Source organism: Shimia biformata (assembly GCF_016888515.1).
In the GTDB taxonomy this organism is placed as follows: domain Bacteria; phylum Pseudomonadota; class Alphaproteobacteria; order Rhodobacterales; family Rhodobacteraceae; genus Shimia_A; species Shimia_A biformata.
Window position 1 is genome coordinate 537,426 of sequence record NZ_JAFEJK010000001.1, and the last position, 20,435, is coordinate 557,860.

Annotated in this window: 21 protein-coding genes; 13 read left to right on the forward strand and 8 right to left on the reverse strand. The window is 59.5% G+C overall.

All coding sequences use genetic code 11. From position 1 onward, the window contains the following. Nucleotides 1–13 precede the first annotated feature (13 nt). Entirely contained in the window at nucleotides 14–511 is a 498-nt protein-coding gene (locus JQ863_RS02525; RefSeq protein WP_204112756.1) for a DUF3576 domain-containing protein, read from the reverse strand. A gap of 261 nt (nucleotides 512–772) precedes the next feature. Between JQ863_RS02525 and JQ863_RS02530 the strand changes: the two genes are divergently transcribed. Next, a complete protein-coding gene (locus JQ863_RS02530) occupies nucleotides 773–1,684 on the forward strand; it encodes a porin (protein WP_204112757.1) in 912 nt (303 codons plus the stop codon). Between the two features lie 108 nt (nucleotides 1,685–1,792). Next, a complete protein-coding gene (locus JQ863_RS02535) occupies nucleotides 1,793–2,446 on the forward strand; it encodes a YggS family pyridoxal phosphate-dependent enzyme (RefSeq protein WP_204112758.1) in 654 nt (217 codons plus the stop codon). Between the two features lie 3 nt (nucleotides 2,447–2,449). Here the strand turns inward: JQ863_RS02535 and JQ863_RS02540 are convergent, their stop codons facing one another. Next, entirely contained in the window at nucleotides 2,450–2,947 is a 498-nt protein-coding gene (locus tag JQ863_RS02540) for a L,D-transpeptidase family protein (RefSeq protein ID WP_204112759.1), read from the reverse strand. Further along, nucleotides 2,944–4,035 carry a GTP cyclohydrolase II gene (gene ribA / locus JQ863_RS02545; protein ID WP_204112760.1) on the reverse strand — a complete coding sequence of 364 codons (1,092 nt, stop codon included), beginning with the start codon at nucleotides 4,033–4,035 and terminating at the stop codon, nucleotides 2,944–2,946. The genes JQ863_RS02540 and ribA overlap by 4 nt, the downstream gene beginning before the upstream one ends. Nucleotides 4,036–4,208: 173 nt before the next feature. Here ribA and JQ863_RS02550 point away from each other — a divergent pair, with 173 nt between their 5' ends. Further along, nucleotides 4,209–4,895, forward strand: coding sequence for a response regulator transcription factor (locus tag JQ863_RS02550; RefSeq protein ID WP_204112761.1), 687 nt, complete (start codon nucleotides 4,209–4,211; stop codon nucleotides 4,893–4,895). Nucleotides 4,896–5,103: 208 nt separating this feature from the next. Here JQ863_RS02550 and JQ863_RS02555 read toward each other — a convergent pair whose 3' ends face one another. After that, nucleotides 5,104–5,733: a glutathione binding-like protein gene (locus JQ863_RS02555; RefSeq protein ID WP_204115033.1), complete on the reverse strand. Its 630-nt coding sequence runs from the start codon at nucleotides 5,731–5,733 to the stop codon at nucleotides 5,104–5,106. A gap of 208 nt (nucleotides 5,734–5,941) precedes the next feature. On the opposite strand from JQ863_RS02555, the gene JQ863_RS02560 reads away from it, so the two are divergent. The 5 genes from JQ863_RS02560 (at nucleotide 5,942) to JQ863_RS02580 (ending at nucleotide 10,280) form a co-directional block, all read left to right on the forward strand. Next, a complete protein-coding gene (locus JQ863_RS02560) occupies nucleotides 5,942–7,585 on the forward strand; it encodes a tetratricopeptide repeat-containing sulfotransferase family protein (protein ID WP_204112762.1) in 1,644 nt (547 codons plus the stop codon). 19 nt (nucleotides 7,586–7,604) lie between these two features. Then, nucleotides 7,605–8,393 carry an exodeoxyribonuclease III gene (locus JQ863_RS02565; protein WP_204112763.1) on the forward strand — a complete coding sequence of 263 codons (789 nt, stop codon included), beginning with the start codon at nucleotides 7,605–7,607 and terminating at the stop codon, nucleotides 8,391–8,393. Nucleotides 8,394–8,481: 88 nt separating this feature from the next. Continuing rightward, on the forward strand, nucleotides 8,482–9,402 hold the full coding sequence (locus JQ863_RS02570; RefSeq protein ID WP_204112764.1) for a tetratricopeptide repeat protein: 921 nt from the start codon (nucleotides 8,482–8,484) through the stop codon (nucleotides 9,400–9,402). Between the two features lie 48 nt (nucleotides 9,403–9,450). Then, nucleotides 9,451–10,095 carry an LON peptidase substrate-binding domain-containing protein gene (locus tag JQ863_RS02575; RefSeq protein ID WP_204112765.1) on the forward strand — a complete coding sequence of 215 codons (645 nt, stop codon included), beginning with the start codon at nucleotides 9,451–9,453 and terminating at the stop codon, nucleotides 10,093–10,095. Further along, nucleotides 10,092–10,280, forward strand: coding sequence for a Trm112 family protein (locus JQ863_RS02580; RefSeq protein ID WP_204112766.1), 189 nt, complete (start codon nucleotides 10,092–10,094; stop codon nucleotides 10,278–10,280). The genes JQ863_RS02575 and JQ863_RS02580 overlap by 4 nt, the downstream gene beginning before the upstream one ends. Nucleotides 10,281–10,286: 6 nt before the next feature. Here the strand turns inward: JQ863_RS02580 and JQ863_RS02585 are convergent, their stop codons facing one another. Continuing rightward, nucleotides 10,287–11,537, reverse strand: coding sequence for a UbiH/UbiF/VisC/COQ6 family ubiquinone biosynthesis hydroxylase (locus tag JQ863_RS02585; RefSeq protein ID WP_204112767.1), 1,251 nt, complete (start codon nucleotides 11,535–11,537; stop codon nucleotides 10,287–10,289). A gap of 54 nt (nucleotides 11,538–11,591) precedes the next feature. Here JQ863_RS02585 and JQ863_RS02590 point away from each other — a divergent pair, with 54 nt between their 5' ends. The 4 genes from JQ863_RS02590 to JQ863_RS02605 all read left to right on the forward strand — a co-directional run bounded on the left by JQ863_RS02590 (nucleotide 11,592) and on the right by JQ863_RS02605 (nucleotide 17,761). After that, nucleotides 11,592–12,920: an amidase gene (locus JQ863_RS02590; protein ID WP_204112768.1), complete on the forward strand. Its 1,329-nt coding sequence runs from the start codon at nucleotides 11,592–11,594 to the stop codon at nucleotides 12,918–12,920. 135 nt (nucleotides 12,921–13,055) lie between these two features. Next, entirely contained in the window at nucleotides 13,056–14,234 is a 1,179-nt protein-coding gene (locus JQ863_RS02595; RefSeq protein WP_204115034.1) for an aminotransferase class I/II-fold pyridoxal phosphate-dependent enzyme, read from the forward strand. Nucleotides 14,235–14,249: 15 nt separating this feature from the next. After that, entirely contained in the window at nucleotides 14,250–17,075 is a 2,826-nt protein-coding gene (locus JQ863_RS02600) for a DNA translocase FtsK (protein ID WP_204112769.1), read from the forward strand. Between the two features lie 83 nt (nucleotides 17,076–17,158). Then, nucleotides 17,159–17,761, forward strand: coding sequence for a LolA family protein (locus tag JQ863_RS02605; protein ID WP_204112770.1), 603 nt, complete (start codon nucleotides 17,159–17,161; stop codon nucleotides 17,759–17,761). Nucleotides 17,762–17,807: 46 nt separating this feature from the next. On the opposite strand, the gene JQ863_RS02610 is transcribed toward JQ863_RS02605, so the two are convergent. Next, the gene (locus tag JQ863_RS02610) at nucleotides 17,808–18,386 is read right to left on the reverse strand and encodes a transglycosylase SLT domain-containing protein (RefSeq protein WP_204112771.1); all 579 of its coding nucleotides are present in this window, start codon (nucleotides 18,384–18,386) and stop codon (nucleotides 17,808–17,810) included. Nucleotides 18,387–18,464: 78 nt separating this feature from the next. Continuing rightward, nucleotides 18,465–19,346 carry an AEC family transporter gene (locus JQ863_RS02615; protein WP_204112772.1) on the reverse strand — a complete coding sequence of 294 codons (882 nt, stop codon included), beginning with the start codon at nucleotides 19,344–19,346 and terminating at the stop codon, nucleotides 18,465–18,467. Between the two features lie 83 nt (nucleotides 19,347–19,429). Here JQ863_RS02615 and hspQ point away from each other — a divergent pair, with 83 nt between their 5' ends. Next, the gene (gene hspQ / locus JQ863_RS02620; protein ID WP_204112773.1) at nucleotides 19,430–19,756 is read left to right on the forward strand and encodes a heat shock protein HspQ; all 327 of its coding nucleotides are present in this window, start codon (nucleotides 19,430–19,432) and stop codon (nucleotides 19,754–19,756) included. A 15-nt stretch (nucleotides 19,757–19,771) separates the two neighbouring features. Here hspQ and JQ863_RS02625 read toward each other — a convergent pair whose 3' ends face one another. Next, the gene (locus tag JQ863_RS02625) at nucleotides 19,772–20,422 is read right to left on the reverse strand and encodes an RluA family pseudouridine synthase (protein ID WP_204112774.1); all 651 of its coding nucleotides are present in this window, start codon (nucleotides 20,420–20,422) and stop codon (nucleotides 19,772–19,774) included. Nucleotides 20,423–20,435: the final 13 nt, after the last annotated feature.

Below are 20,435 nucleotides of genomic sequence, written 5' to 3' on the forward strand. Positions count from 1 at the left end.
AACGGATGTTGGATCAGAACTGGGCATCCGACGCGCGAAGCTGGCGGGCGCGGGTCAGGATCGCTTCTTCCACCGCCTTCACGGTGCCTGCCGCAACCGGCGCCCCACCGCGCGTCTGCATGGCGACGTGCAGCGACCGTGCATCCAGTGCAGGGTCGCGGATATAGACGGTTGCGCGATAGCTGCGACCACCACCCGGCGGAACACCATAGCCTGTCACGATAACACCCGAGAACGGGTCAACTGTTTCGATTGGCAGGAAATCCAGTGTCTGCAACGAGGCGTGCCACAGGTATTTGTTCACATTCAGAACCTGATCGGACTTGTTGGGCGCAAAAAGATCCCAGATCGACGTGCCGCCTTTCTGGTTCTCTACTGGGTTCCCGACATCGTCACGTTCAAGATATTCGGTGGCCGCAGTTGCACTTGTGCCCCTGTTCGCGCCGCAAGAAGACAGGACCGAGACTGCCGCCACGATTGCCACGCACCGAATGACCCAGGTTTTCAACATGAACTTGCCCACATCCTCGTTTTTTACCGTCCTATATAAGCATGTGCTTTTGGGCAAGGTCATAGTGGTCAAGCATGGGGTCCTTGCCCCCGATGTCTGCTGGCCGGGCAAACTGTGGCATAGCTGCACCATATCCGGGGACATTGAATGGCTGGCGCGGCGCAAGCTTGCCAAAAGCCCCCGAAAAGAGCGAATAGCTTTCTCGCACCCTTATCGGATTCTCCGGTTTGGGCATGAATTGGAAAACCGAGGGAAAAAACTATGAAAAAAGTTCTCTTCGCTACGACTGCTCTGGTCGCCACCGCTGGTGTTGCAGCAGCAGACGTCACCCTGTCGGGTAGCGCACGTTTTGGTGTCATCTACACCGAGGGCGCAACCACCGATGAGTGGGCCCTGCACAATCGTTTCACCCTGAACATCGACGGCACCGCCGAAACCGATTCGGGTGCAACCATGCACGCACGCGTCCGTGTTCGTGGTGGTGAAACCGGTTCGGGTTCGACCAACTCGACCACCACTGGCGTACCGCACGGTTCGGCCGTTTCGTCGCCCCAAGTTGGCGTTTCGGCTGGCGGCTTCCGCGTTAACGTCGGCAACATCAACGGCGCTCTGGAAAGCACCCCCGGCCTGTACGCAGGCGCGGTTGGTCTGACCGGTCTGGGCTGGGGCAACCTGTCGGTTAACACCGATGGCGCAGCTGGCTACTGGGCATGGGACTCGTTCTCGTCGGCAGCTGGCGGCGTGAACGGCGTTGAAGCGATCTACTCGGGCGGCGCATTTGGCGCACACCTGTCGTACTCGCCGGTTACCGACCGCACCGCGATCCACGGTTCGTACACCTTCGGCAGCTGGACTGTTGCTGTTGCGTACCAAGACTCGGACACTGCTGGTGAAGACAAACTGGTCGGTACCATCGGCGGTTCGTTCGGCGCATTCGGCGTCGGCCTGTCGGTTGCAGACAACGACGGCGTCACCAAAGGCGTTCTGTCGGGTTCGTTCGGCGTTGGCGCATCGACCAACATCACCGCGTACATCGGCTCGGAAGATGGTTCGGACGAGAACTACGGCATCGGCTTCACCCACGGTCTGGGTGGCGCAACCATCGCAGGTGGTGTGGTTCAAACCACTTCCGGCACCACGATGGCCGACCTGGGTGTTCGTTTCAACTTCTAATCCAGAAGTTAGAAACACCTAAAAGGGAAGGGCAGGTCTTTGGACCTGCCCTTTTCTTTTTGCCCGGACTGTTGTTATTTGCCCAAAACGCAACATGCCGGAGCCACCATGTCGCTGAGTGAAATCACGTCCCGTCTGCACAAAGCCGAAACCGAGTCCGGCCGTCCGGTCGGTAGCACGCGGCTGATCGCGGTTTCAAAAGTCCAGCCCAATGAGCGGGTCGAAGCAGTATTGCAGCAGGGGCACCGTTTGTTTGGTGAAAACAAGGTTCAGGAAGCAGCAGGCAAGTGGCCGAACTTCCGCGAGCGGTTCGACAATGTCCAACTGCATCTTTTAGGACCACTGCAGACCAACAAGGCACGACAAGCCATCGGCCTTTTCGACGCCATTCACTCGCTTGACCGTCCGAAACTGGCCAATACGCTGGCCCGGCTTGCTCAGGAAACCGGCGATTGCCCGGACCTGTTTGTTCAGGTCAATACCGGGGAAGAGCCGCAAAAGGCGGGTATCCTCCCAGCGGACGCGGATGCGTTCATTGCCGAGTGCCGTGGCATGGACCTTCCTGTCGTTGGGCTGATGTGCATCCCGCCAGTGAATGAGGAACCGTCGCTGCATTTTGCGCTTCTGGCGAAAATCGCCGCGCGGAACGGTATCGACGGTTTGTCGATGGGAATGAGTGCGGATTTCGAAAAGGCGGTCAGTTTTGGCGCCACCCATGTACGGGTTGGGTCGGCCATTTTCGGGGCCCGTGATTATGGCTGAGATTCAGGCCGGAACGATCAGCCGCGTTCCTGGTTCCGCCCGCTGTGCAATCCATAACAGGTGATCGCGCCTGAACGCGATGCAGCCCTCGGTCGGGAAATGCGGGCGGCGCCATTGATGCAGGAAAATCGCCGAGCCCCTACCCGGCGTGGCTTCGGGCCAGTTCCAATCCGTCAGCAGCACCATGTCATAAAGCGGGTCGGCCCGGCGCAGACGTTCGTGGCTGGCGGTAAATGGTGCCCGGACCCAGTGATTATAGGCCGGATGATCCGGCGCATCACACCATAGATCGTCGTTTCCAATCGGCACCGCCCATGGCGCGGGCGGGGCAACTCGGTCCGGCCGATAGGCCAGCCCCGTGATCCGATGGATCCCGGCGGGTGTGCCACCATCACCTTCGAGCTTGTCCTGAACTACTCCGCCACGCCCGACCGCGCAGGGAAATATCCGGCCCAAAAAGCGCAGACCGCGCTTGGCCAGGACCAAATCGCGGGCACTCATAGAAGGTGACCGGACTTGTCCGCCTTGGTCGCAAGATAGGCGCGGTTGAAGGCGCTTTCGCCCACCTTCAACGGCACGCGCTCAGTGACTTGGACACCCGCAGACTGCATCATCTCAATCTTTCTCGGATTGTTAGTCAGCAATCGGATCGAAGAAAAACCCATCTCTTTCAGGATGTTGGAGCCGATGCGAAAATCCCGCTCATCGTCTTCAAAGCCAAGGCGGTGATTGGCCTCGACCGTGTCAAATCCCTGATCCTGCAACGAATAGGCGCGCATCTTGTTGGCCAGGCCGATGCCTCGCCCTTCCTGGTTGAGATAGAGAAGAACCCCCGCGCCTTCATGTCCCATTTGCGCGAGTGCCGCGCGCAGTTGCGGGCCGCAGTCGCATTTCAGAGACCCAAGGACGTCGCCGGTGAAACAGGCCGAATGCAGCCGCGCCAGAACTGGCTTGTCCCGAGGTGGGCGGCCGATTTCGATGGCGTAATGTTCCTCGCCACTGTTTTCCGGGCGAAAGATGTGCAGGCGCCCGGCCTCGGCGGCCGCCATGGGAAGCCGGGCGTGAACCACCGGGTGCAGCGGGCTGGTGTCGCTAAGATAGGGGGCGGCGTCAGCGGCTGGTACAAGCGTCAACCCGTGTTCAAGTGCAAAGGCGGGGCCGTTTTCAACCTCGGCCACCAGCGCGGACGGCAACAGGCGTGCCGCCTTGGTCAGCCGGATCGCCGTGCGCGACAGGGTCGCATCGCCGTCACGCTGGGTCGACAGCGGACCCTTCATTGGCTTGCGCAGATCGTCTTGCGGGTCGGCAATCCCTTGCACCCACCCGGGATCCACCCCATCGGGCAGATGAATCCGCGCCAAGTCGCCGTCATATGCCCGCGCTTTCAAGGTTTCCGCACGCCGCGCTGTAATGGCAAGCACCGGATCGCTGCCAAGCGTTGCCAAAAGATCCAGCCGGTCGCGGCTGACCGTCTCGGCGGCAATCACAACAGCTGCCCGACCGGCATGGGTCAGCACAATCGGCACCCCCATCCGCAAGTCGGCTTCGGCCCGCGCGAGGCGTTCTACGATGTTCGGCGCAAAGCTCATTTGTAGCAGCAGTCCTGTTGCAATCCGGCCCGCCAGATGTAGCGGTCTTTGCAGCAATATGAAACATTTCCCACCTCAACAACACGAGCCCGTGAGAGAATTGCAGCAAATCTTGCCGATCACGTGAACCGGCGCCACATCGTTTGCAGGACGGAAAACAGCGGAGGCCGCAGATGGCACAGCTCAAGAGATTGCTTCTGGTTGATGATGATGAGGACCTGCGTGAGGCGCTGAGCGAACAACTTGTCATGACCGAAGATTTTGACGTGTTCGAAGCCGGAAGCGGCGCCGAGGCGATGACCCGCGTCAAAGAGGGGCTCTATGATCTGGTCATCCTAGATGTCGGCCTGCCCGACACCGATGGGCGCGAACTGTGCCGCCTGATGCGCAAACAGGGTGTCAAAAGCCCGATCCTGATGCTGACTGGGCATGACAGTGACGCGGACACCATTCTGGGATTGGATGCCGGGGCTAATGACTATGTCACCAAACCGTTCAAATTCCCGGTTCTACTCGCACGCATCCGGGCACAGTTACGTCAGCACGAACAATCCGAAGACGCGGTGTTCCAGCTTGGGCCGTACACGTTCCGCCCGTCGATGAAGATGCTGATAACAGAAGACGAAAAGAAAATTCGGCTGACCGAAAAGGAAACCAACATCCTCAAGTTCCTCTATCGCTCGACCGACGGCGTCGTAGCGCGCGATGTTTTGTTGCACGAGGTCTGGGGTTACAACGCTGGGGTCACCACGCATACGTTGGAAACCCATATCTATCGCCTGCGCCAAAAGATCGAGCCAGATCCGTCAAATGCGCGGATTTTGATTACGGAATCAGGAGGTTATCGGTTGGTTGCGTGACGTCAATCTCTGCTGCGCCGTGGCGTCACTGTTGCCAAAGCGACAACGCGGGATCACTTGTGTCGTTAACAGTATTTGTTGACGTGGATCAAAGTGGCACAATAGCGCCGCAATTATACGTAAGACCATACCCGCGCATATCCGGGTTACGATATGCACCTCCCTGTTGGACTGGCCCGGACATGCTCCGGGCCTTTTTTTGTTGGGATTACATCTGCGCGCTTGGGCGTGATTTTACGGCCTGGTACCAGCGGTTCAGGTTGGGCCTCTTGTCGTCCACACGCAGCTTGATGACACGGGCGAAATCCACAAAGACGAAACAGGTGATGTCGGCCAGGGTGAAGCGCTCGGTAGCGATGAAGTCACGTCCGTCAAGATGGGCGTCCAGCCGGTCGAAAAACAGCGCCGAACGCGCCATGCCGCGCCTTGCCAGTTCGGGGATCTGGTCAAAGTCATCCGGCCCCGGAAGAGCCCGTCCCTTCATGTGCGGGTTTCCGTTGCGCAGCGCCTCAGCAATGGCGATGCCTCCGGTTTGCTCGGCGGTAGCGGTCCAGGACCAGATTTCGCCCGTCTCTTCGGCATTGGTGCCAATGAGCGGTGGCTCGGGACAAAGCCGCTCAAGATATGCGGCGATACCCAGGTTTTCATTCAGGACATTGCCTTCTTCGGTAATCAGCACCGGCACCGTAGCGCGCGGATTGATTTCAAGGAAGGCCGGGTCGAATTGTTCGTTCCTGGCGAGTGACACCTCCCTGCTGTCCACCTTCAGCCCTTTTTCGGCGATGAACATGCGTGCGCGACGAGGGCTGGGGGCAGTGGAGCAGTCGTAAAAGATCACGTGCGGCAAGGTCCTTTGTTGGCAATCAAGGACACTATGGGTGCCATCTGTGCGCGCTGTCGAGAGGCAATGCGCGCCCAAGCCCGGTCTTTGCCCGCCCAGCTACCCATGGTATTCAAAACCAAATTTCCCGGAACTGTCGAAATTCATGTCCATATCGCGCCTTCTTGTCCAAGCCAAAAAACATCTAAAAGCGGGGCGACCGGAGTTGGCGCTGTCTGTTTATCAGGACGTACTGTCGCGTTTTCCGGCCAACAAGGTCGCACGCGCAGGGGTGGCGGAACTGACGCGCGCCGGAGTGAGCGCGGGCCTTTCCGACCCTCCCCCCGAGGTCTTGGCTAGGCTGAACCAGGGTTTTGCAAGTGGCTCCTTTCGTGAGGTCATTATCGAGGCGGAGGCGCTCACAATACAGTTTCCCACCTCGGCAGTACTGCTTCGGCTGATCGGGGCGGCGCAGGCGGCGGCGGGCAACCTGGATGCGGCGGAACCTGCTCTGCGCAAGGCTATCGAGATTGATCCGAAATCGGTTGAAGGCCTGCGCACACTTGGCCTAGTGCTGATGGACAAGTTGGAACACCAGCAGGCGATATCCCTACTTGAAAAAGCCGACAGGATGGATCCCGGCAATTCCGAAACGATCTTAGCGCTTGGGGAGTGCCTGGTTCTGGCTGGGCGGCACGGTGAAGCGATCGACAGATTCGACCGTGTTACGCCAGGGGATACCCGCTATTACGACGCGCTCTGCCGCAAGGCTGGCGCTTTGGCGCAGCGTGGCGACATGGAAGTCGCGGCAGAAGTGCTGCGAAAAGCAATCGCACAAAAGCCGGATCGCCCCCCAGCCTATGATCAGTTGACGCAGGTCACGCGGGGGCGGATCGATGCGGACAGCCGGGAACGCTTGTTTTCGATAGAGATTACTGAGTCGGCGCCTGTGGAGGCTCGCGCACGTCTTGGGTTCGCTCGGGCGCGCGTTCTGGATGCCGAACAGGATTTCCCGGCGGCATTTACCGCCTTCAAGACGGCCAATGCCGCCATCCGGGAGCACCGACCCTATCATCCTGCCAAGGTGCAAGCGGAGTTCCGGAACATCCGCGAAACGTTTTTGCAGGACCACGCAGCGATGACAGCGGACAAGCGGTATCGCGGGCCGCGCCCGATCTTCGTGGTCGGTATGCCCCGTTCCGGCACGACTCTTGTCGAACAGATCCTGGGGCGGCATAGCGCGGCCACTCCTGCAGGAGAGCTTGAGTTCCTGCGCATCGCTGTGGAAACCTCGGGTTGGCGCCAGGGGAAGGACATGGATGCCGTTCTTGACCATGTCCGGGCGGAATACCTTGGCCGGATCACCACCTTGGCATCAACGCGGGTGCTGATCGATAAGATGCCGCAAAACTTCCGCTGGATCGGGTTTGTCCTGTTGGCGATACCCGAAGCACGTGTACTGCATATGGTCCGTGACCCTATGGCGGTTTGCTGGTCCAATTTCCGGCAGCAATTTACCAGTCCGGCGCAGTCCTATTCCTGCGATCTGCGCGACACGATCGATTATTTCAATAAATACCAGTCGCTTATGGCGTTCTGGCATCAACGGTTTCCGGGGCGGGTGCTGAATGTCGACTATGACCAACTGACAGCCGACCCCGAAACCGGTCTTGTCCCGATCCTGGACCATGTCGGGTTGACCCCGGAAAACGGACTTTTGGACACCCAGAACGCGGGTGTGGTGCGGACCGCGTCAATTGCGCAAGTGCGTCAGGGCATCTACAAAGGCAGTTCTGAGGTTTGGAAACACTATGCCCCTTTCCTGCAATCCGTGCAGGATGAGCTTTCCGACTTGCCTTATCAGAACTGAGCCAGAAACTGGATCTATCATGACCTTTACCCTTGCCACCTGGAACATCAACTCGGTCCGGCTGCGAGAGCCGATTGTTCTGAAACTGTTGCAGGAAGAGGCGCCGGATGTGCTGTGCCTGCAAGAATGCAAAAGCCCGGTCGAGAAAATCCCGACCGAGGGCTTTGCGGCGCTGGGGTATACCCACATGGTCGCGCGTGGCCAGAAGGGGTACAACGGGGTTGCGATCCTGTCCAAGATCCCGATGGTCGAGGCAGGGGCCGAAGATTTCGCCGCGCTTGGTCATGCGCGTCACATTGCCGGGCAACTGGAAAACGGCGTTACCATCCATAACTTCTATGTTCCTGCTGGCGGCGACGTGCCCGACCGTGAAGTGAACGAAAAATTTGGCCAGAAACTGGACTACCTGACCGAGATGCGCGACTGGTTCCACAAGGACAAACCGCAAAAATCCATCCTTGTCGGCGACCTGAATATCGCCCCGCGCGAAGACGATGTCTGGAACCACAAGCAGCTTCTGAAGATCGTCAGCCACACGCCGATCGAAGTCGACCATCTGGCCGAGACCCAAGATGCCGGCGGCTGGGTCGACATCACCCGGCAGGACATCCCCGAGGGGCTTTTGTATTCGTGGTGGTCATACCGTGCGAAGGATTGGGATGCCGCAGACAAGGGGCGGCGGCTGGACCATGTCTGGGCCACACCCGACATTTCGAACGCGGGTCATTCCAGCCGCATCCTGCGCGACGCACGCGGCTGGGAGAAACCCAGCGACCACGCTCCGGTCTTTGCCTCGTTCGACCTGTAAAGAAAGGCACAGGCTGCGCGAACTGCCCCTTTGATTCCGGAGCCCGAGGCCTCATATAGGGGCCAACACTTTTTCGAGGACGAAAACCATGCTGGAATTGGGAAATGGTGCTGCTGCCGCGCCGGATGCAGACCTGATCAAGGACGTGAGCGAAGCCACCTTCATGCAAGAGGTTGTCGAATCCTCGATGCAGGTGCCGGTAATCGTCGATTTCTGGGCGCCTTGGTGCGGTCCTTGCAAGACACTTGGACCCGCGCTTGAGGCCGCCGTCACCGCTGCGGGTGGTGCCGTGAAGATGGCCAAGGTCAATGTCGACGAGAACCAAATGATCTCGGGACAGCTGCGTATCCAGTCAATCCCCACAGTTTTTGCCTTCTGGCAGGGCCAGCCCATTGACGGATTCCAAGGCGCGGTTCCTGGATCCGAGATCGACGCCTTTGTTGCGCGAGTGGTCGAAGCCGCTGGTGGGCAGGTGCCGGACAATGGGCTGGACGACGCCATTGCTGCCGCCGAAGAGATGCTGGCCGAAGGTGCCGCAGCCGATGCAGCCCAGACCTTTGCGGCGATCCTTGAGCAGGACCCGGCAAATGCCGCCGCATATGGTGGGTTGGCGCGGGCACATCTTGCGGCGGATGCTCTGGATCAGGCCGAAGCCGTGTTGAACGGCGTCCCGGCCGAGATTTCCGCCGCCCCCGAAGTCGAAGCCGCCTTCGCCCAGCTGGAACTGGCGCGACAGGCGCAAAACGCCGGTCCGGTCGCTGATCTGCGCGCCAAGGTCGAAGCCAACCCTGACGACCATCAGGCTCGACTGGATCTGGCACAGGCGCTTCATGCTGCTGGCGATGTGCAGGCTGCAGTTGATGAACTTCTTGACCTGTTCCGACGCGACCGAGAGTGGAATGATGGAGCGGCCAAAGCCCAGCTGTTCACGATCTTCGAGGCGCTGAAGCCGAATGATCCGATTGTGTTGAACGGGCGTCGCCGCCTGTCGTCGATGATCTTTGCCTAAGGCCGATCGCGGATTTGCCTGCGGCGCGTTCCGCGCTACACTTGAAATATGTTCTCCGCCGCCGATCTGCCGGACACCATAGCGGTGTTCCCTCTGCCCGGCGCGCTGCTGTTGCCGCGCGCCCGGTTGCCGCTTCACATTTTCGAACCGCGCTATCTGGCGATGCTCGATGATGCACTCAAGACAAAGTCACGGCTGATTGGCATGGTGCAACCTTTGGCCAATCCGGGCCCCAGGGGTACGGGGCTGCATGTGATCGGTTGCGCTGGCAGGGTGACGCAATTCTCGGAAACTGATGACGGGCGATATATGATCACGCTGACCGGAATCTCGAGGTTCCGGGTTCGGTCCGAGGTCGATGGATTTGCCCCCTATCGGCGGTGCGAGGTCGACTGGGGTGGATTTGAAAGTGATCTTGGTCCCACGGAACACGATCCGGCCTTTGACCGCCAGTGTTTCCTTGATCTGCTGGCGCGATATTTCGCAGCTCTGGATCTGTCCACCGACTGGGAAACGCTGAAAGAGGCGGAAGACGAGTTGCTGGTCAATTCACTGTCGATGTTGTTGGATTTCGAAGTCGAGGACAAACAGGCTCTGCTAGAGGCACCCAGCTTGTCCACCCGCCGGGAAACACTTATCACGCTGATGGAATTTGCGCTGAGAGGCGGCGCAGCAGAGGACCTGATCCAATGACCGACACCAAAGACAGCCCCTTTGATCCCCGAATGCTCGAAGCGCTGATCTGCCCGCGCACGCGGACCACGCTGCGCTATGACGCCGAAAAGCAGGAATTGATCAGCCAGTCCGCCAAGCTTGCGTTTCCGATCCGCAATGGCATTCCTGTCATGCTTGAAGATGAAGCGCGGGTGATCGACTGATCCTTGTCAGCGCATCAGCTTTGGTAAATCTCCGGTCAAGCCGGCGGCTTCGCGGATGAAGCTGCGACGCAGGCCGGGCATAGCGTTCACCAAACCCATGCCGATATCGCGACCGACTCTCAGGAGCGGATTGTCGTTTGAAAACAGTTTGTTGGTTAGGTCTGTGGCAGCCACAAGCGACGCGGTGTCAAAGCGTCGCCATTGCTGGTAACGCTCAAGTACTGGTTGGACTGCAATATCCTCGCCACGCTGGCGGGCCTCGGTCAGCACATCGACCAGCGCCCCGACATCGCGAAGCCCGGCATTCAACCCTTGTCCGGCAATCGGGTGCATCCCGTGCGCCGCATCACCGACAAGCGCGATCCGTTCGGCGATGAATTGGTTGGCTACGGTCAGGTTCAGGGGATAGGTGAACCGCGCACCGGATAAGCGGATGTCACCAAGGAAATCGCCAAAACGCGGGCGCAGGACTTCGATGTATTCGTCATCAGACAGCGCGTGAATGCGTGCTGCGTTCTCGTCCGTTTCGCTCCACACAATCGAAGACATATTGCCCGGTAGCGGCAGGATGGCCAATGGGCCCGAAGGCATGAAGAACTGGTGCGCAATTCCGTTGTGGGGTTTTTCGTGTGAAATCGCGCAGACCAACGCGGTCTGCCCATACCCCCAGCCAGTGCGCTTGATCCCGGCGCGTTTTGCGACACCGCTTTGCCGCCCATCGCAACCAACCAGAACCCGCCCGCGCAGCGTTCGCCCGGAAGCCAGCGCAACGGACACACCGGTCGCGTCAGGGGTCTGGGCAATGACGCTGTCTTCGGAAATGATGGTAATCCGCTCGTCCTCGGCCATCGCATCCACAAAGGCGCGGTACAGGAACCGATCCTCCAGCATGAACCCCATCGGGCCTTCTTCGATCTCGGCGTGATCGAAATGCAGGAAGAAGGGTGATGGGCCTTCTGCGGCGTGGCCGTCTGAAACCTTGATTTCCAGCATCGGCTGTGCGTTCATCTTGACGCGGTTCCAGACGCCGATCGCGTCCAGAAGCCGTTTTGACGCCAGTGCCAGTGCATACCCGCGCCCGTCGAAATTGTCGTCTGCGCGGGCACGTAAAGGTCGGGCGTCGATGACGGTCACGCTGAACCCCGAGCGGGCCAGGCCAAGGGCCAGAGCGGGACCATTGAGGCCGCCACCGGCAATCAGGATATCGCTGTCATATGCCATAAGCCGCAATATGCGCCTTCCTTCGGGATTGTCCATGCGGTGTCGGGCCGCTACCGTCCGGTAACGGGGACAAAATGAACGGAACGAACCATGTTCAACTGGCTTGAGATGAGCGCGGCAGACCTTGGGCGGGGCATTGGCGACGGCGCGATAGACCCGGTTGCGCTGACGCAGGCCTTCCTTGGGGCCATCGACAGCCATGATGCGCGTGATCGAATCTATGTTGAAGTTTCGCCCGACCGCGCCTTGGCTGAGGCAGAGGCCGCCGCCGAACGCGCCCGCGCCGGGTTCCGCCTGTCACCACTGGACGGGGTGCCGATCAGCTGGAAGGACCTGTTTGACACTGCCGGGTTGGGAACCGAGGCGGGCTCGGCGTTGTTGGAAGGCCGGGTTCCGGACCAGGATGCGACGGTTTTGCGCAATGCGACGGCGGCCGGGCTGGTCTGTCTGGGCAAGACCCACATGAGTGAATTGGCTTTTTCCGGGCTGGGTCTCAATCCCGTGACCGCGACGTCGCCTTGCGTCAATGATCCCAAGGCGGTTCCGGGGGGGTCGTCCTCTGGTGCGGCGGCATCTGTGGCATTCCGGTTGGCCGCGGCCGGGATCGGATCCGATACCGGCGGGTCGGTGCGCATTCCGGCGGCGTGGAATGATCTGGTTGGGTTCAAAACCACACATGGACGTCTTTCCAATGACGGGGTGGTGCCGCTTTGCCGCAGCTTTGACACCGTCGGACCCCTGTGTCGCACAGTCGAGGACGCCGCGCTTCTTCTGGCCGTGCTTGAGGGCGGTATGGCGCCGGACCTGCGCGGGGCTTCGTTGCAGGGTGTGCGGCTGGGCGTCCTTGAAACCGTTGCCATGGAGGATGTGCGCGAGACTCCCATGACCGCGTTTCAGACCGCAGTGGACCGCCTTCAGGACGCCGGAGCGACGATCAAACATTTCGCTGCCCCCGAGGTTGCCCGCGCGATGGACATGACAGGCCCTCTTTACACAGCCGAAGCCTATGGTGAATGGCGCGAAACCATCGAGGAAAACCCAGGTGCCATGTTCGACCGGATCCTTGAGAGGTTCCGCGCCGGCGCCCAGTTCAGCGGTCCCGACTATGCGACCGCGTGGATGATCTTGAACGAATGTCGTGCCGACTGGGATACGCGAGTCGCGGGATTCGACGCAGTGATCTGCCCGACCGCGCCGATCCTTCCGCCCAACGCCGAGCGGTTGATGACGGATATCGACTATTACGTGTCCGAGAATCTTCTGGCCTTGCGCAATACGCGGATCGGAAACCTTCTGGGCTTGTCGTCGATCACCTTGCCGACCGGAACGCCCAGTTGCGGTATCATGTTCCTGGGCGCACCTTTTGCCGAAGAACGGCTGTTGCGGCTGGCGCAGGCGGCCTCGGGCGCGCTGGGCTGACGCGGTATTCCGATATCTGGCGCAAAAGTCACAGCGCCCTGAAAGCAAGATGTTTTTCTGGACGGGTGGCGGTCGCTTTTGTAATTTGAGGGAAACGGGACGATCACAGATCCCGACCTTGAGGCAGTATTGAATATGTTTCCCGAGCGGTTCTCGAACCTACCGGCCTATGCGTTCCCGCGTCTGCGCGCCCTGTTGGACGTGCATGAACCCGGTGGACCTGTGGCGCATATGACCATCGGAGAGCCGAAACATACCTTTCCTGCGTGGGTTAGCGACGTGATTGCGGACCATGCGCACGAGTTCAACTCTTACCCTCCTAATGACGGCACGCCTGAACTGTTGCAGGCGATTTCAGCTTGGTTAGAGCATCGCTTCGGGGTTGATCTCGACAGCGAACGTCAGATCATGGCGCTGAATGGCACCCGAGAAGGGCTCTACAATGCCGCCATGGCGCTGTGTCCCGAGACCAAGAACGGCGCGCAGCCTTTGGTTCTGATCCCGAACCCGTTTTATCAGGTTTATGCCGTGGCGACGGTCTCGGTCGGGGCAAAGCCGGTCTTTGTGCCTGCTACTGCCGAAACCGGGTTTTTGCCCGATTACACCGCGCTTGATCCGAAGGTACTGGATCAGGTCGCAATTGCCTATGTCTGCTCACCGTCGAACCCGCAGGGCGCGGTGGCGTCGGAAAGTTATTGGCGCGACCTGATCGCGCTGGCGGAACGGCATGATTTCCAGATTTTCGCCGACGAGTGTTATTCCGAGATTTACCGCGGCGCGGCGCCGGTCGGGGCGCTCGAGATGGCCGCGAAACTGGGCGCTGACCCGGAACGCGTGGTGATTTTTCACAGCCTTTCGAAACGGTCGAACCTGCCGGGGTTGCGGTCGGGGTTTGTTGCTGGAGGGCCACAAAGCATGGCCCGGATCAAGCAGCTGCGCGCCTATTCCGGCGCGCCACTTCCGACACCTCTTCAGCGCGCCGCTGAACGGGTCTGGTCGGATGAAGAGCACGTCGCCGAGAACCGTCGTCTTTACGGCGAGAAGTTTGACCTTGCGGACCAGATACTGGGTGACATTCCCGGCTATCATAGCCCAGAGGCCGGATTTTTCCTTTGGCTGCCGGTCGAGGATGGCGAAGAAGCGGCACTAAAGGCATGGACACAGACCGGCGTCCGGGTTTTGCCCGGCGCCTACCTGAGCCGCGACATCGACGGGGAAAACCCCGGCAAGACATATATCCGGGTCGCCTTGGTGGCTCCAAAAACCGAGGTTCAGGACGCGCTGACACGATTGCGCGCCTGTCTTTGGGCATAAGAACGAGGGAACGAGATGGCATATCAGACGCGCGAGCGGGATCCGCTTCTGGACAGCAACATGCAAGCCGCGATCGAAAAACGCGGCAAGGAACTGATCGGGATTGCACTGTTGGTTCTGGCGGGCATGGCGGCTGCGATGATCGCGTCCTATACCCCTAGCGACCCCAGCTGGATTTCCGCCACCGATGCACCGGTGCAGAACTGGATGGGGCGGATCGGGGCTTCGATTGCCGCGCCTTTGTTCATGATCATCGGATGGGCCGCGTGGGGTATCGCGTTGATCTTCGGGGGCTGGGGGCTGCGTTTCCTGTTGCACCGCGGTGAAGAACGTGCACTGGGCCGTCTGGTATTTGCTCCAATCCTGATTGCGGTGACGGCTGTTTATGCATCGACCCTGGTGCCGGGCGACAGCTGGACCCATTCCTTCGGTCTGGGCGGTCTGTTCGGGGATACCGTGCTGGGCGCTGTCCTGAACTTTCTACCGGTCAATGCCGCGATGGGGCTGAAGGCAATCTCGGCGATCAGTTTCTTTGCCACGCTGGGTCTAGGGCTTTTTGTGCTGGGCGCGACCATGGATGAGGTCAAGCGCTTTGGCCGCTTCCTTCTGGTTGGTGTCATCCTGACCTATGCCTACCTAATGGCGGCATTGGGCAAAGGTGCCGGGGGTGTCGTGAAGGCGGCGAAACACGCGCGCGAAAAACGCGCCGAGCGCCGTGAGATGGCGGCTGCCGCAATGCCGCATGAAGATGAGCCTGTCCTGTTTGAAGAGGATTTTGAGGTCGCACCCCAGGCGGCCGCGCCGAAAGCTGGGTTTCTCAAGCGGATGCCAGCATTGGTCAAGCGACCCGACCCCGAAGTTGATGCGATGCCAGAACCCGAACTGGTGGCACAAAGCCCGGTGGCGGATGTGGCCGAGATGCCGGGGCAGGACCGAATTCGTGCCAAGATCGCAGACGTGATCCGGTCCCGATCGACCCAGGGAGCCGATCCTGCGCCGACGCCGGAAGTCCTTGCTGACAAGCCTTTGACCAAGGGCCGCGGGCGTGGGCCCGACCCGCTTGTGCTGGACAACGGTCCGCGTCACGGTCTGCCGCCGGAACCGCCGTTGACCGCCGCACGTGTGCAACCTGCCGTGCCCGAAACCATGGTCGACGATACGCCAGAAACCGCACTGCCGCTGGACGAGGTCGCTGAGCCCGTTCAGACCATTCCTGTTGCGCAGGTCGAACAGAAAAAGGTGGTGCAACCCCGCGCGATGAAACCCGTCGTGCCTTCGACCAAAGCTCGCGCCGAGGCTCAGCCTTCGCTGGCCTTTGACGAGCCGCAGGTCGAATACGAATTGCCGCCTCTCAGCCTGTTGACCAACCCCAGCAGCATTCAGCGCCATTACCTGAGCGACGAGGCTTTGGAAGAAAATGCCAGGATGCTTGAAGCGGTTCTGGATGACTACGGCGTCAAGGGCGAAATCGTATCGGTCCGCCCCGGTCCGGTCGTGACCATGTATGAGCTCGAACCCGCTCCGGGCTTGAAAGCCAGCCGCGTGATCGGTTTGGCGGACGACATCGCGCGGTCGATGTCGGCACTGTCGGCGCGTGTCTCGACAGTTCCGGGCCGCAGCGTGATCGGGATCGAACTTCCGAACGAAAACCGTGAGAAAGTGGTTCTGCGCGAGATCCTTGCTGCACGTGATTTCGGCGACAGCAACCAAAAACTGCCGCTTGCGCTGGGCAAGGACATTGGCGGCGACCCGGTTGTCGCGAACCTGGCCAAGATGCCCCACCTCCTGATCGCGGGGACCACGGGTTCGGGTAAATCGGTGGCGATCAACACAATGATCCTGTCACTTCTCTATCGCCTCACGCCCGAGGATTGCCGCCTGATCATGATCGACCCGAAGATGCTGGAACTGTCGGTCTATGACGGCATTCCGCATCTTCTTTCGCCTGTCGTGACAGATCCGAAAAAGGCCGTGGTGGCACTCAAATGGACCGTCGGCGAGATGGAAGATCGCTATCGCAAGATGTCCAAGATGGGTGTGCGCAACATCGACGGTTATAACAGCCGAGTCGCCGAGGCGTTGGCCAAAGGCGAGATGTTCAGCCGAACAGTGCAGACCGGCTTTGACGACGAAACCGGCGAACCCGTTTTCGAGACCGAGGAAATCCAGCCTGAAAAAATGCCCTATATCGTCGTTGTTGTCGACGAGATGGCAGACCTGATGATGGTCGCGGGCAAGGAAATCGAAGCCTGTATCCAGCGGCTGGCACAGATGGCGCGGGCCTCGGGTATCCACCTGATCATGGCCACCCAGCGCCCGTCGGTCGACGTGATCACGGGCACGATCAAGGCAAACTTCCCGACGCGGATCTCGTTCCAGGTGACGTCGAAAGTGGACAGCCGAACCATTCTTGGCGAAATGGGTGCCGAGCAGCTTCTGGGCATGGGCGATATGCTTTACATGGCCGGCGGTGCCAAGATCACCCGGTGTCACGGCCCTTTTGTCAGCGACGAAGAGGTCGAGGAAATCGTCAACCACCTGAAATCCTTTGGTCCACCGTCCTACATGAGCGGCGTTGTGGAAGGCCCGGACGAAGAGAAGGCCGACAATATCGACGCGGTTCTCGGGCTCGGTGGCAACACCACCGGCGAGGATGCGCTTTACGATCAGGCCGTGCAGATCGTTATCCAGGATCGCAAATGTTCGACCTCGTACATCCAGCGCAAACTGGCCATCGGCTATAACAAGGCCGCCCGACTGGTCGAGCAGATGGAAGAAGAGGGGCTGGTCAGCGCCGCCAACCACGTCGGCAAACGCGAAATCCTTGTGCCTGAACAATAGGTTTGGGCAAATTCAGGCCGATCGCAAGAAAAGGTGATCCACCACGTGATGCAAGCGGCGCGGGGATTGCCTAGATTGGGGTTATGAGAGCAGTCAGATTCCTTGTTGCGCCTGCCTTTTGGCTGGCGCTGAGCGTCCCGGCGATGGCGGAAAAGCTGTCGCTGGACGAATTGTCGACCTACCTGGACGGTCTCAAGACCGCACAGGCAAATTTCACCCAGTTCAACGGCGACGGCACCAGGTCAACCGGAACATTGTATCTGAAGCGTCCGTGGAAAATGCGCTTTGAATACAATCCTCCTGACCAGACACTGGTTCTGGCGGCATCGCTGTCGGTGGCCATCTTTGACGGCAAGTCGAACCAGCCGCCCGAGACATATCCCCTGAAACGCACGCCGCTGCACTTGATCCTGGCGCCGAATGTTGACCTCAAGACCGCGAAAATGGTGGTCGGGCATGGTTATGACAATGGCGTGACCACGGTCTTTGCTCAGGACCCGAAAAACCCGGAATACGGTCAGCTTGAACTGCGCTTCACGGCGGACCCGGTCCGTTTGCAGGAATGGGTGGTCCATGACGGTGGCGGTGGGCGCACGCGTGTCGTTCTGGACGAACTGGACCGGAACGTTGAGCTGAAGAATTCGATCTTCAACATCCAGCTGAACAGCCCGGAAAAGAACCGCTGAGATCGGATGCACGGCGCTAGGTAGAATGCGCCGTGCCTGTCCTGAATTAGCGGCAGCGCTTCAGTTGCTTTTCATACATGTCGGACCGGGCGTCGACCTCGGCGGCGATTCTCATCAACCAGGATTTACGCTTGTAGGTGCCGCGGGAATACCCGGTGTGCCCATCGTGATAGGCAAGATACTGGTTGCGCGCGTCATCCAGACGGATGCCGTTCTTTTCCTTCGACTGGTTGAAATACCAGCCCATAAAATCCGAGGCATCGCGAATATTGTCGCGCTTGGCGCCACGGTTGCGCTGATCGCGCTGATAATCTTCCCAGGTCGCGTCCAAGGCCTGAGCATAGCCGTAAGCGCTGGATTGGCGGCCCATCGGAAGTACGCCAAGCACATAGGTCATCGGGGTGCGAATGTCGCCGTCGAATTTGCTTTCCTGATACATGACCGCCATCTGGACATGCATTGGCACGCCCCATTTCCTTTCGGTCGCGCGGAAGGCTCGTTTGTACTTGGGACGCTGCTGTAATATCGAACAGGCGTCGTTCAGGTTGCGCGGTGGCCGCATGTCTCCGCCGCCGCAAGACGCGACAAGCAAAAGGATCACCAGGGCGCGAAAGTGTCTGCTCATCTGCCTCTCGCAATATGTTTTGTGTTTTGAGGGCAAACTAACCGATTTGACGCCCGAGGTGAAATGACAATTCCGCGTTCAGATCAGAAGCGCCAGTAGCAGCGGCAGACCCGCCACGGATATCACGGTCGAGACAACAACCAGTCCGGCAACCGAGTCGCTGTCGGCGCCATATTTCTCGGCAATCAGGAAGGCAGTGACCGCAACAGGCGTCGAAAGCTGTAACACCAGAACGCCAAAGCTTATGTCGTCCAGCCCGAATAGACGCCCGATCACCCATGCGATCGCCGCACAGATCGCCAATTTCAGAACCGACAGCCAAACCGCCTGTCCCACGCGCCCCGGTGTCAGCCGCGCCACAGCAACCCCAAGAGTCAGAAGCATCAGCGGGATCGCCATCTGACCGATCAGGTCCAGCGTGTTGGTCAGGAACCGTGGGGTCTGCCATCCTTGCCAAAGGAAAACCGCACCCAAGATCGAAGCGGCGATGATCGGTTCTTTCAGGATTTTCAGGAAAGCACCGCTCCCGGCGACAAGTCGGATCCCAAGGGTAAAGGACATCACAGACGTTACCGCTAGGATTGCCACAGCGTATTCCAGCCCCGGCTGCCCAAAGGCGAACAAAGCCAGCGGAATCCCTAGGTTGCCGGTGTTGCCAAAGATGAACGGCGCCAAAAACGTGCGCTGGTCCAGTTTCAGGACCTGAAACAACCCCGCCCCGACCACGCCGACCGCGACATAGGCCGCCACCGTCGCCAAGGTCAGTGAGCCCATTTCGGCAAGGTCGACCTCGGATTTCATCAAGGCCGTGAAAATCAGGCAGGGCACGGCAAGGGTCATGCCCAGACGTGTCACGAATTGAATTCGATACTCAAATCCCGCCTTCACCCAGCCAAAGCCCAAGCCCGCCAGAAGAAAGACCGGCGCGACGATTTCAAGCACTGTTAATGCAAGGTTCACAAACTGTTTCCCGGCGAATTATGGCAAAAAATGGACAAACTGCCCTTGAAAGGACTACGCTTGGGACGTAGGTGCTGCAAGCTATGTTGAAGACACGCGCAAAATATCATCTGGGCCAGATTGTCCGTCACAAGAAACACCCGTTTCGTGGAGTGATCTTTGATGTCGATCCGGAATTTTCCAATACCGATGAATGGTATGACTCGATCCCGGAAGAGGCGCGACCGATCAAAGAGCAGCCGTTCTATCATCTGCTCGCCGAGAATGACCAAAGCTATTACATCGCTTATGTGTCCGAGCAGAACCTGATTCTGGATTATTCGGGGGAACCCGTCGATCATCCCGACATCCCCGAGATGTTTGGTCCATACGAAGATGGTGCCTATCCGCTGCACTTCCAGATGAACTGAGCGCAATTGAACCCTTCAAAACGGGGCTTTGGCGCGAAAGCTCATGCCGCGACCGCCTTCGGGATGACGCAGTCGTAATTCCTCGGAATGCAACATCATGCGCGGGAAATCCGCCGCTGCGCCCGTCGCATAGAGCGGGTCGCCCAAAATCGGATGGCCAAGCGCCAGCATATGAACGCGCAACTGGTGGCTTCGCCCGGTCTTGGGGCTGAGACGAACACGGGATTCGTCGTCGGTCTGCCGAAGGACGCGCCAGTCGGTCACTGCCGGTTTGCCGTTTTCATGGTCCACCATCTGGCGGGGGCGGTTGGGCCAGTCGACGATCAGGGGCAGGTCAACTGTGCCCGTCTTAGGCTCAAGTCTGCCATACACCCGTGCAACATAGCTTTTCTTGGTCTGCCGTTTCTCGAATTGCAGTCCCAGGTGCCGCTGGGCATGTGGTGTCATCGCAAACACCATCACACCCGACGTGTCCCGGTCCAGGCGATGCACCAGAAGAATACCGGGAAAGGCCGCGTCGAGCCGTGACAACAGGCAGTCCGCCAAATTGGGGCCCCGGCCCGGAACGCTGAGAAGACCTGCGGGTTTGTTGACGACGACGATCTGGCTGTCCTCATGCAGGATATCCAACGGGTCGTCGGGGGGCGTATAGTCGGATGAAATCATGCGCACCCCCCTA

Bases quoted from the DNA above. Each gene is read 5' to 3' on its own strand.
- JQ863_RS02525 (WP_204112756.1), bottom strand. From the start codon at position 511: ATGTTGAAAACCTGGGTCATTCGGTGCGTGGCAATCGTGGCGGCAGTC.
- JQ863_RS02530 (WP_204112757.1), top strand. From the start codon at position 773: ATGAAAAAAGTTCTCTTCGCTACGACTGCTCTGGTCGCCACCGCTGGT.
- JQ863_RS02535 (WP_204112758.1), top strand. From the start codon at position 1,793: ATGTCGCTGAGTGAAATCACGTCCCGTCTGCACAAAGCCGAAACCGAG.
- JQ863_RS02540 (WP_204112759.1), bottom strand. From the start codon at position 2,947: ATGAGTGCCCGCGATTTGGTCCTGGCCAAGCGCGGTCTGCGCTTTTTG.
- ribA (WP_204112760.1), bottom strand. From the start codon at position 4,035: ATGAGCTTTGCGCCGAACATCGTAGAACGCCTCGCGCGGGCCGAAGCC.
- JQ863_RS02550 (WP_204112761.1), top strand. From the start codon at position 4,209: ATGGCACAGCTCAAGAGATTGCTTCTGGTTGATGATGATGAGGACCTG.
- JQ863_RS02565 (WP_204112763.1), top strand. From the start codon at position 7,605: ATGACCTTTACCCTTGCCACCTGGAACATCAACTCGGTCCGGCTGCGA.
- JQ863_RS02570 (WP_204112764.1), top strand. From the start codon at position 8,482: ATGCTGGAATTGGGAAATGGTGCTGCTGCCGCGCCGGATGCAGACCTG.
- JQ863_RS02575 (WP_204112765.1), top strand. From the start codon at position 9,451: ATGTTCTCCGCCGCCGATCTGCCGGACACCATAGCGGTGTTCCCTCTG.
- JQ863_RS02580 (WP_204112766.1), top strand. From the start codon at position 10,092: ATGACCGACACCAAAGACAGCCCCTTTGATCCCCGAATGCTCGAAGCG.
- JQ863_RS02585 (WP_204112767.1), bottom strand. From the start codon at position 11,537: ATGGACAATCCCGAAGGAAGGCGCATATTGCGGCTTATGGCATATGAC.
- JQ863_RS02590 (WP_204112768.1), top strand. From the start codon at position 11,592: ATGTTCAACTGGCTTGAGATGAGCGCGGCAGACCTTGGGCGGGGCATT.
- JQ863_RS02595 (WP_204115034.1), top strand. From the start codon at position 13,056: ATGTTTCCCGAGCGGTTCTCGAACCTACCGGCCTATGCGTTCCCGCGT.
- JQ863_RS02600 (WP_204112769.1), top strand. From the start codon at position 14,250: ATGGCATATCAGACGCGCGAGCGGGATCCGCTTCTGGACAGCAACATG.
- JQ863_RS02605 (WP_204112770.1), top strand. From the start codon at position 17,159: ATGAGAGCAGTCAGATTCCTTGTTGCGCCTGCCTTTTGGCTGGCGCTG.
- JQ863_RS02610 (WP_204112771.1), bottom strand. From the start codon at position 18,386: ATGAGCAGACACTTTCGCGCCCTGGTGATCCTTTTGCTTGTCGCGTCT.
- hspQ (WP_204112773.1), top strand. From the start codon at position 19,430: ATGTTGAAGACACGCGCAAAATATCATCTGGGCCAGATTGTCCGTCAC.
- JQ863_RS02625 (WP_204112774.1), bottom strand. From the start codon at position 20,422: ATGATTTCATCCGACTATACGCCCCCCGACGACCCGTTGGATATCCTG.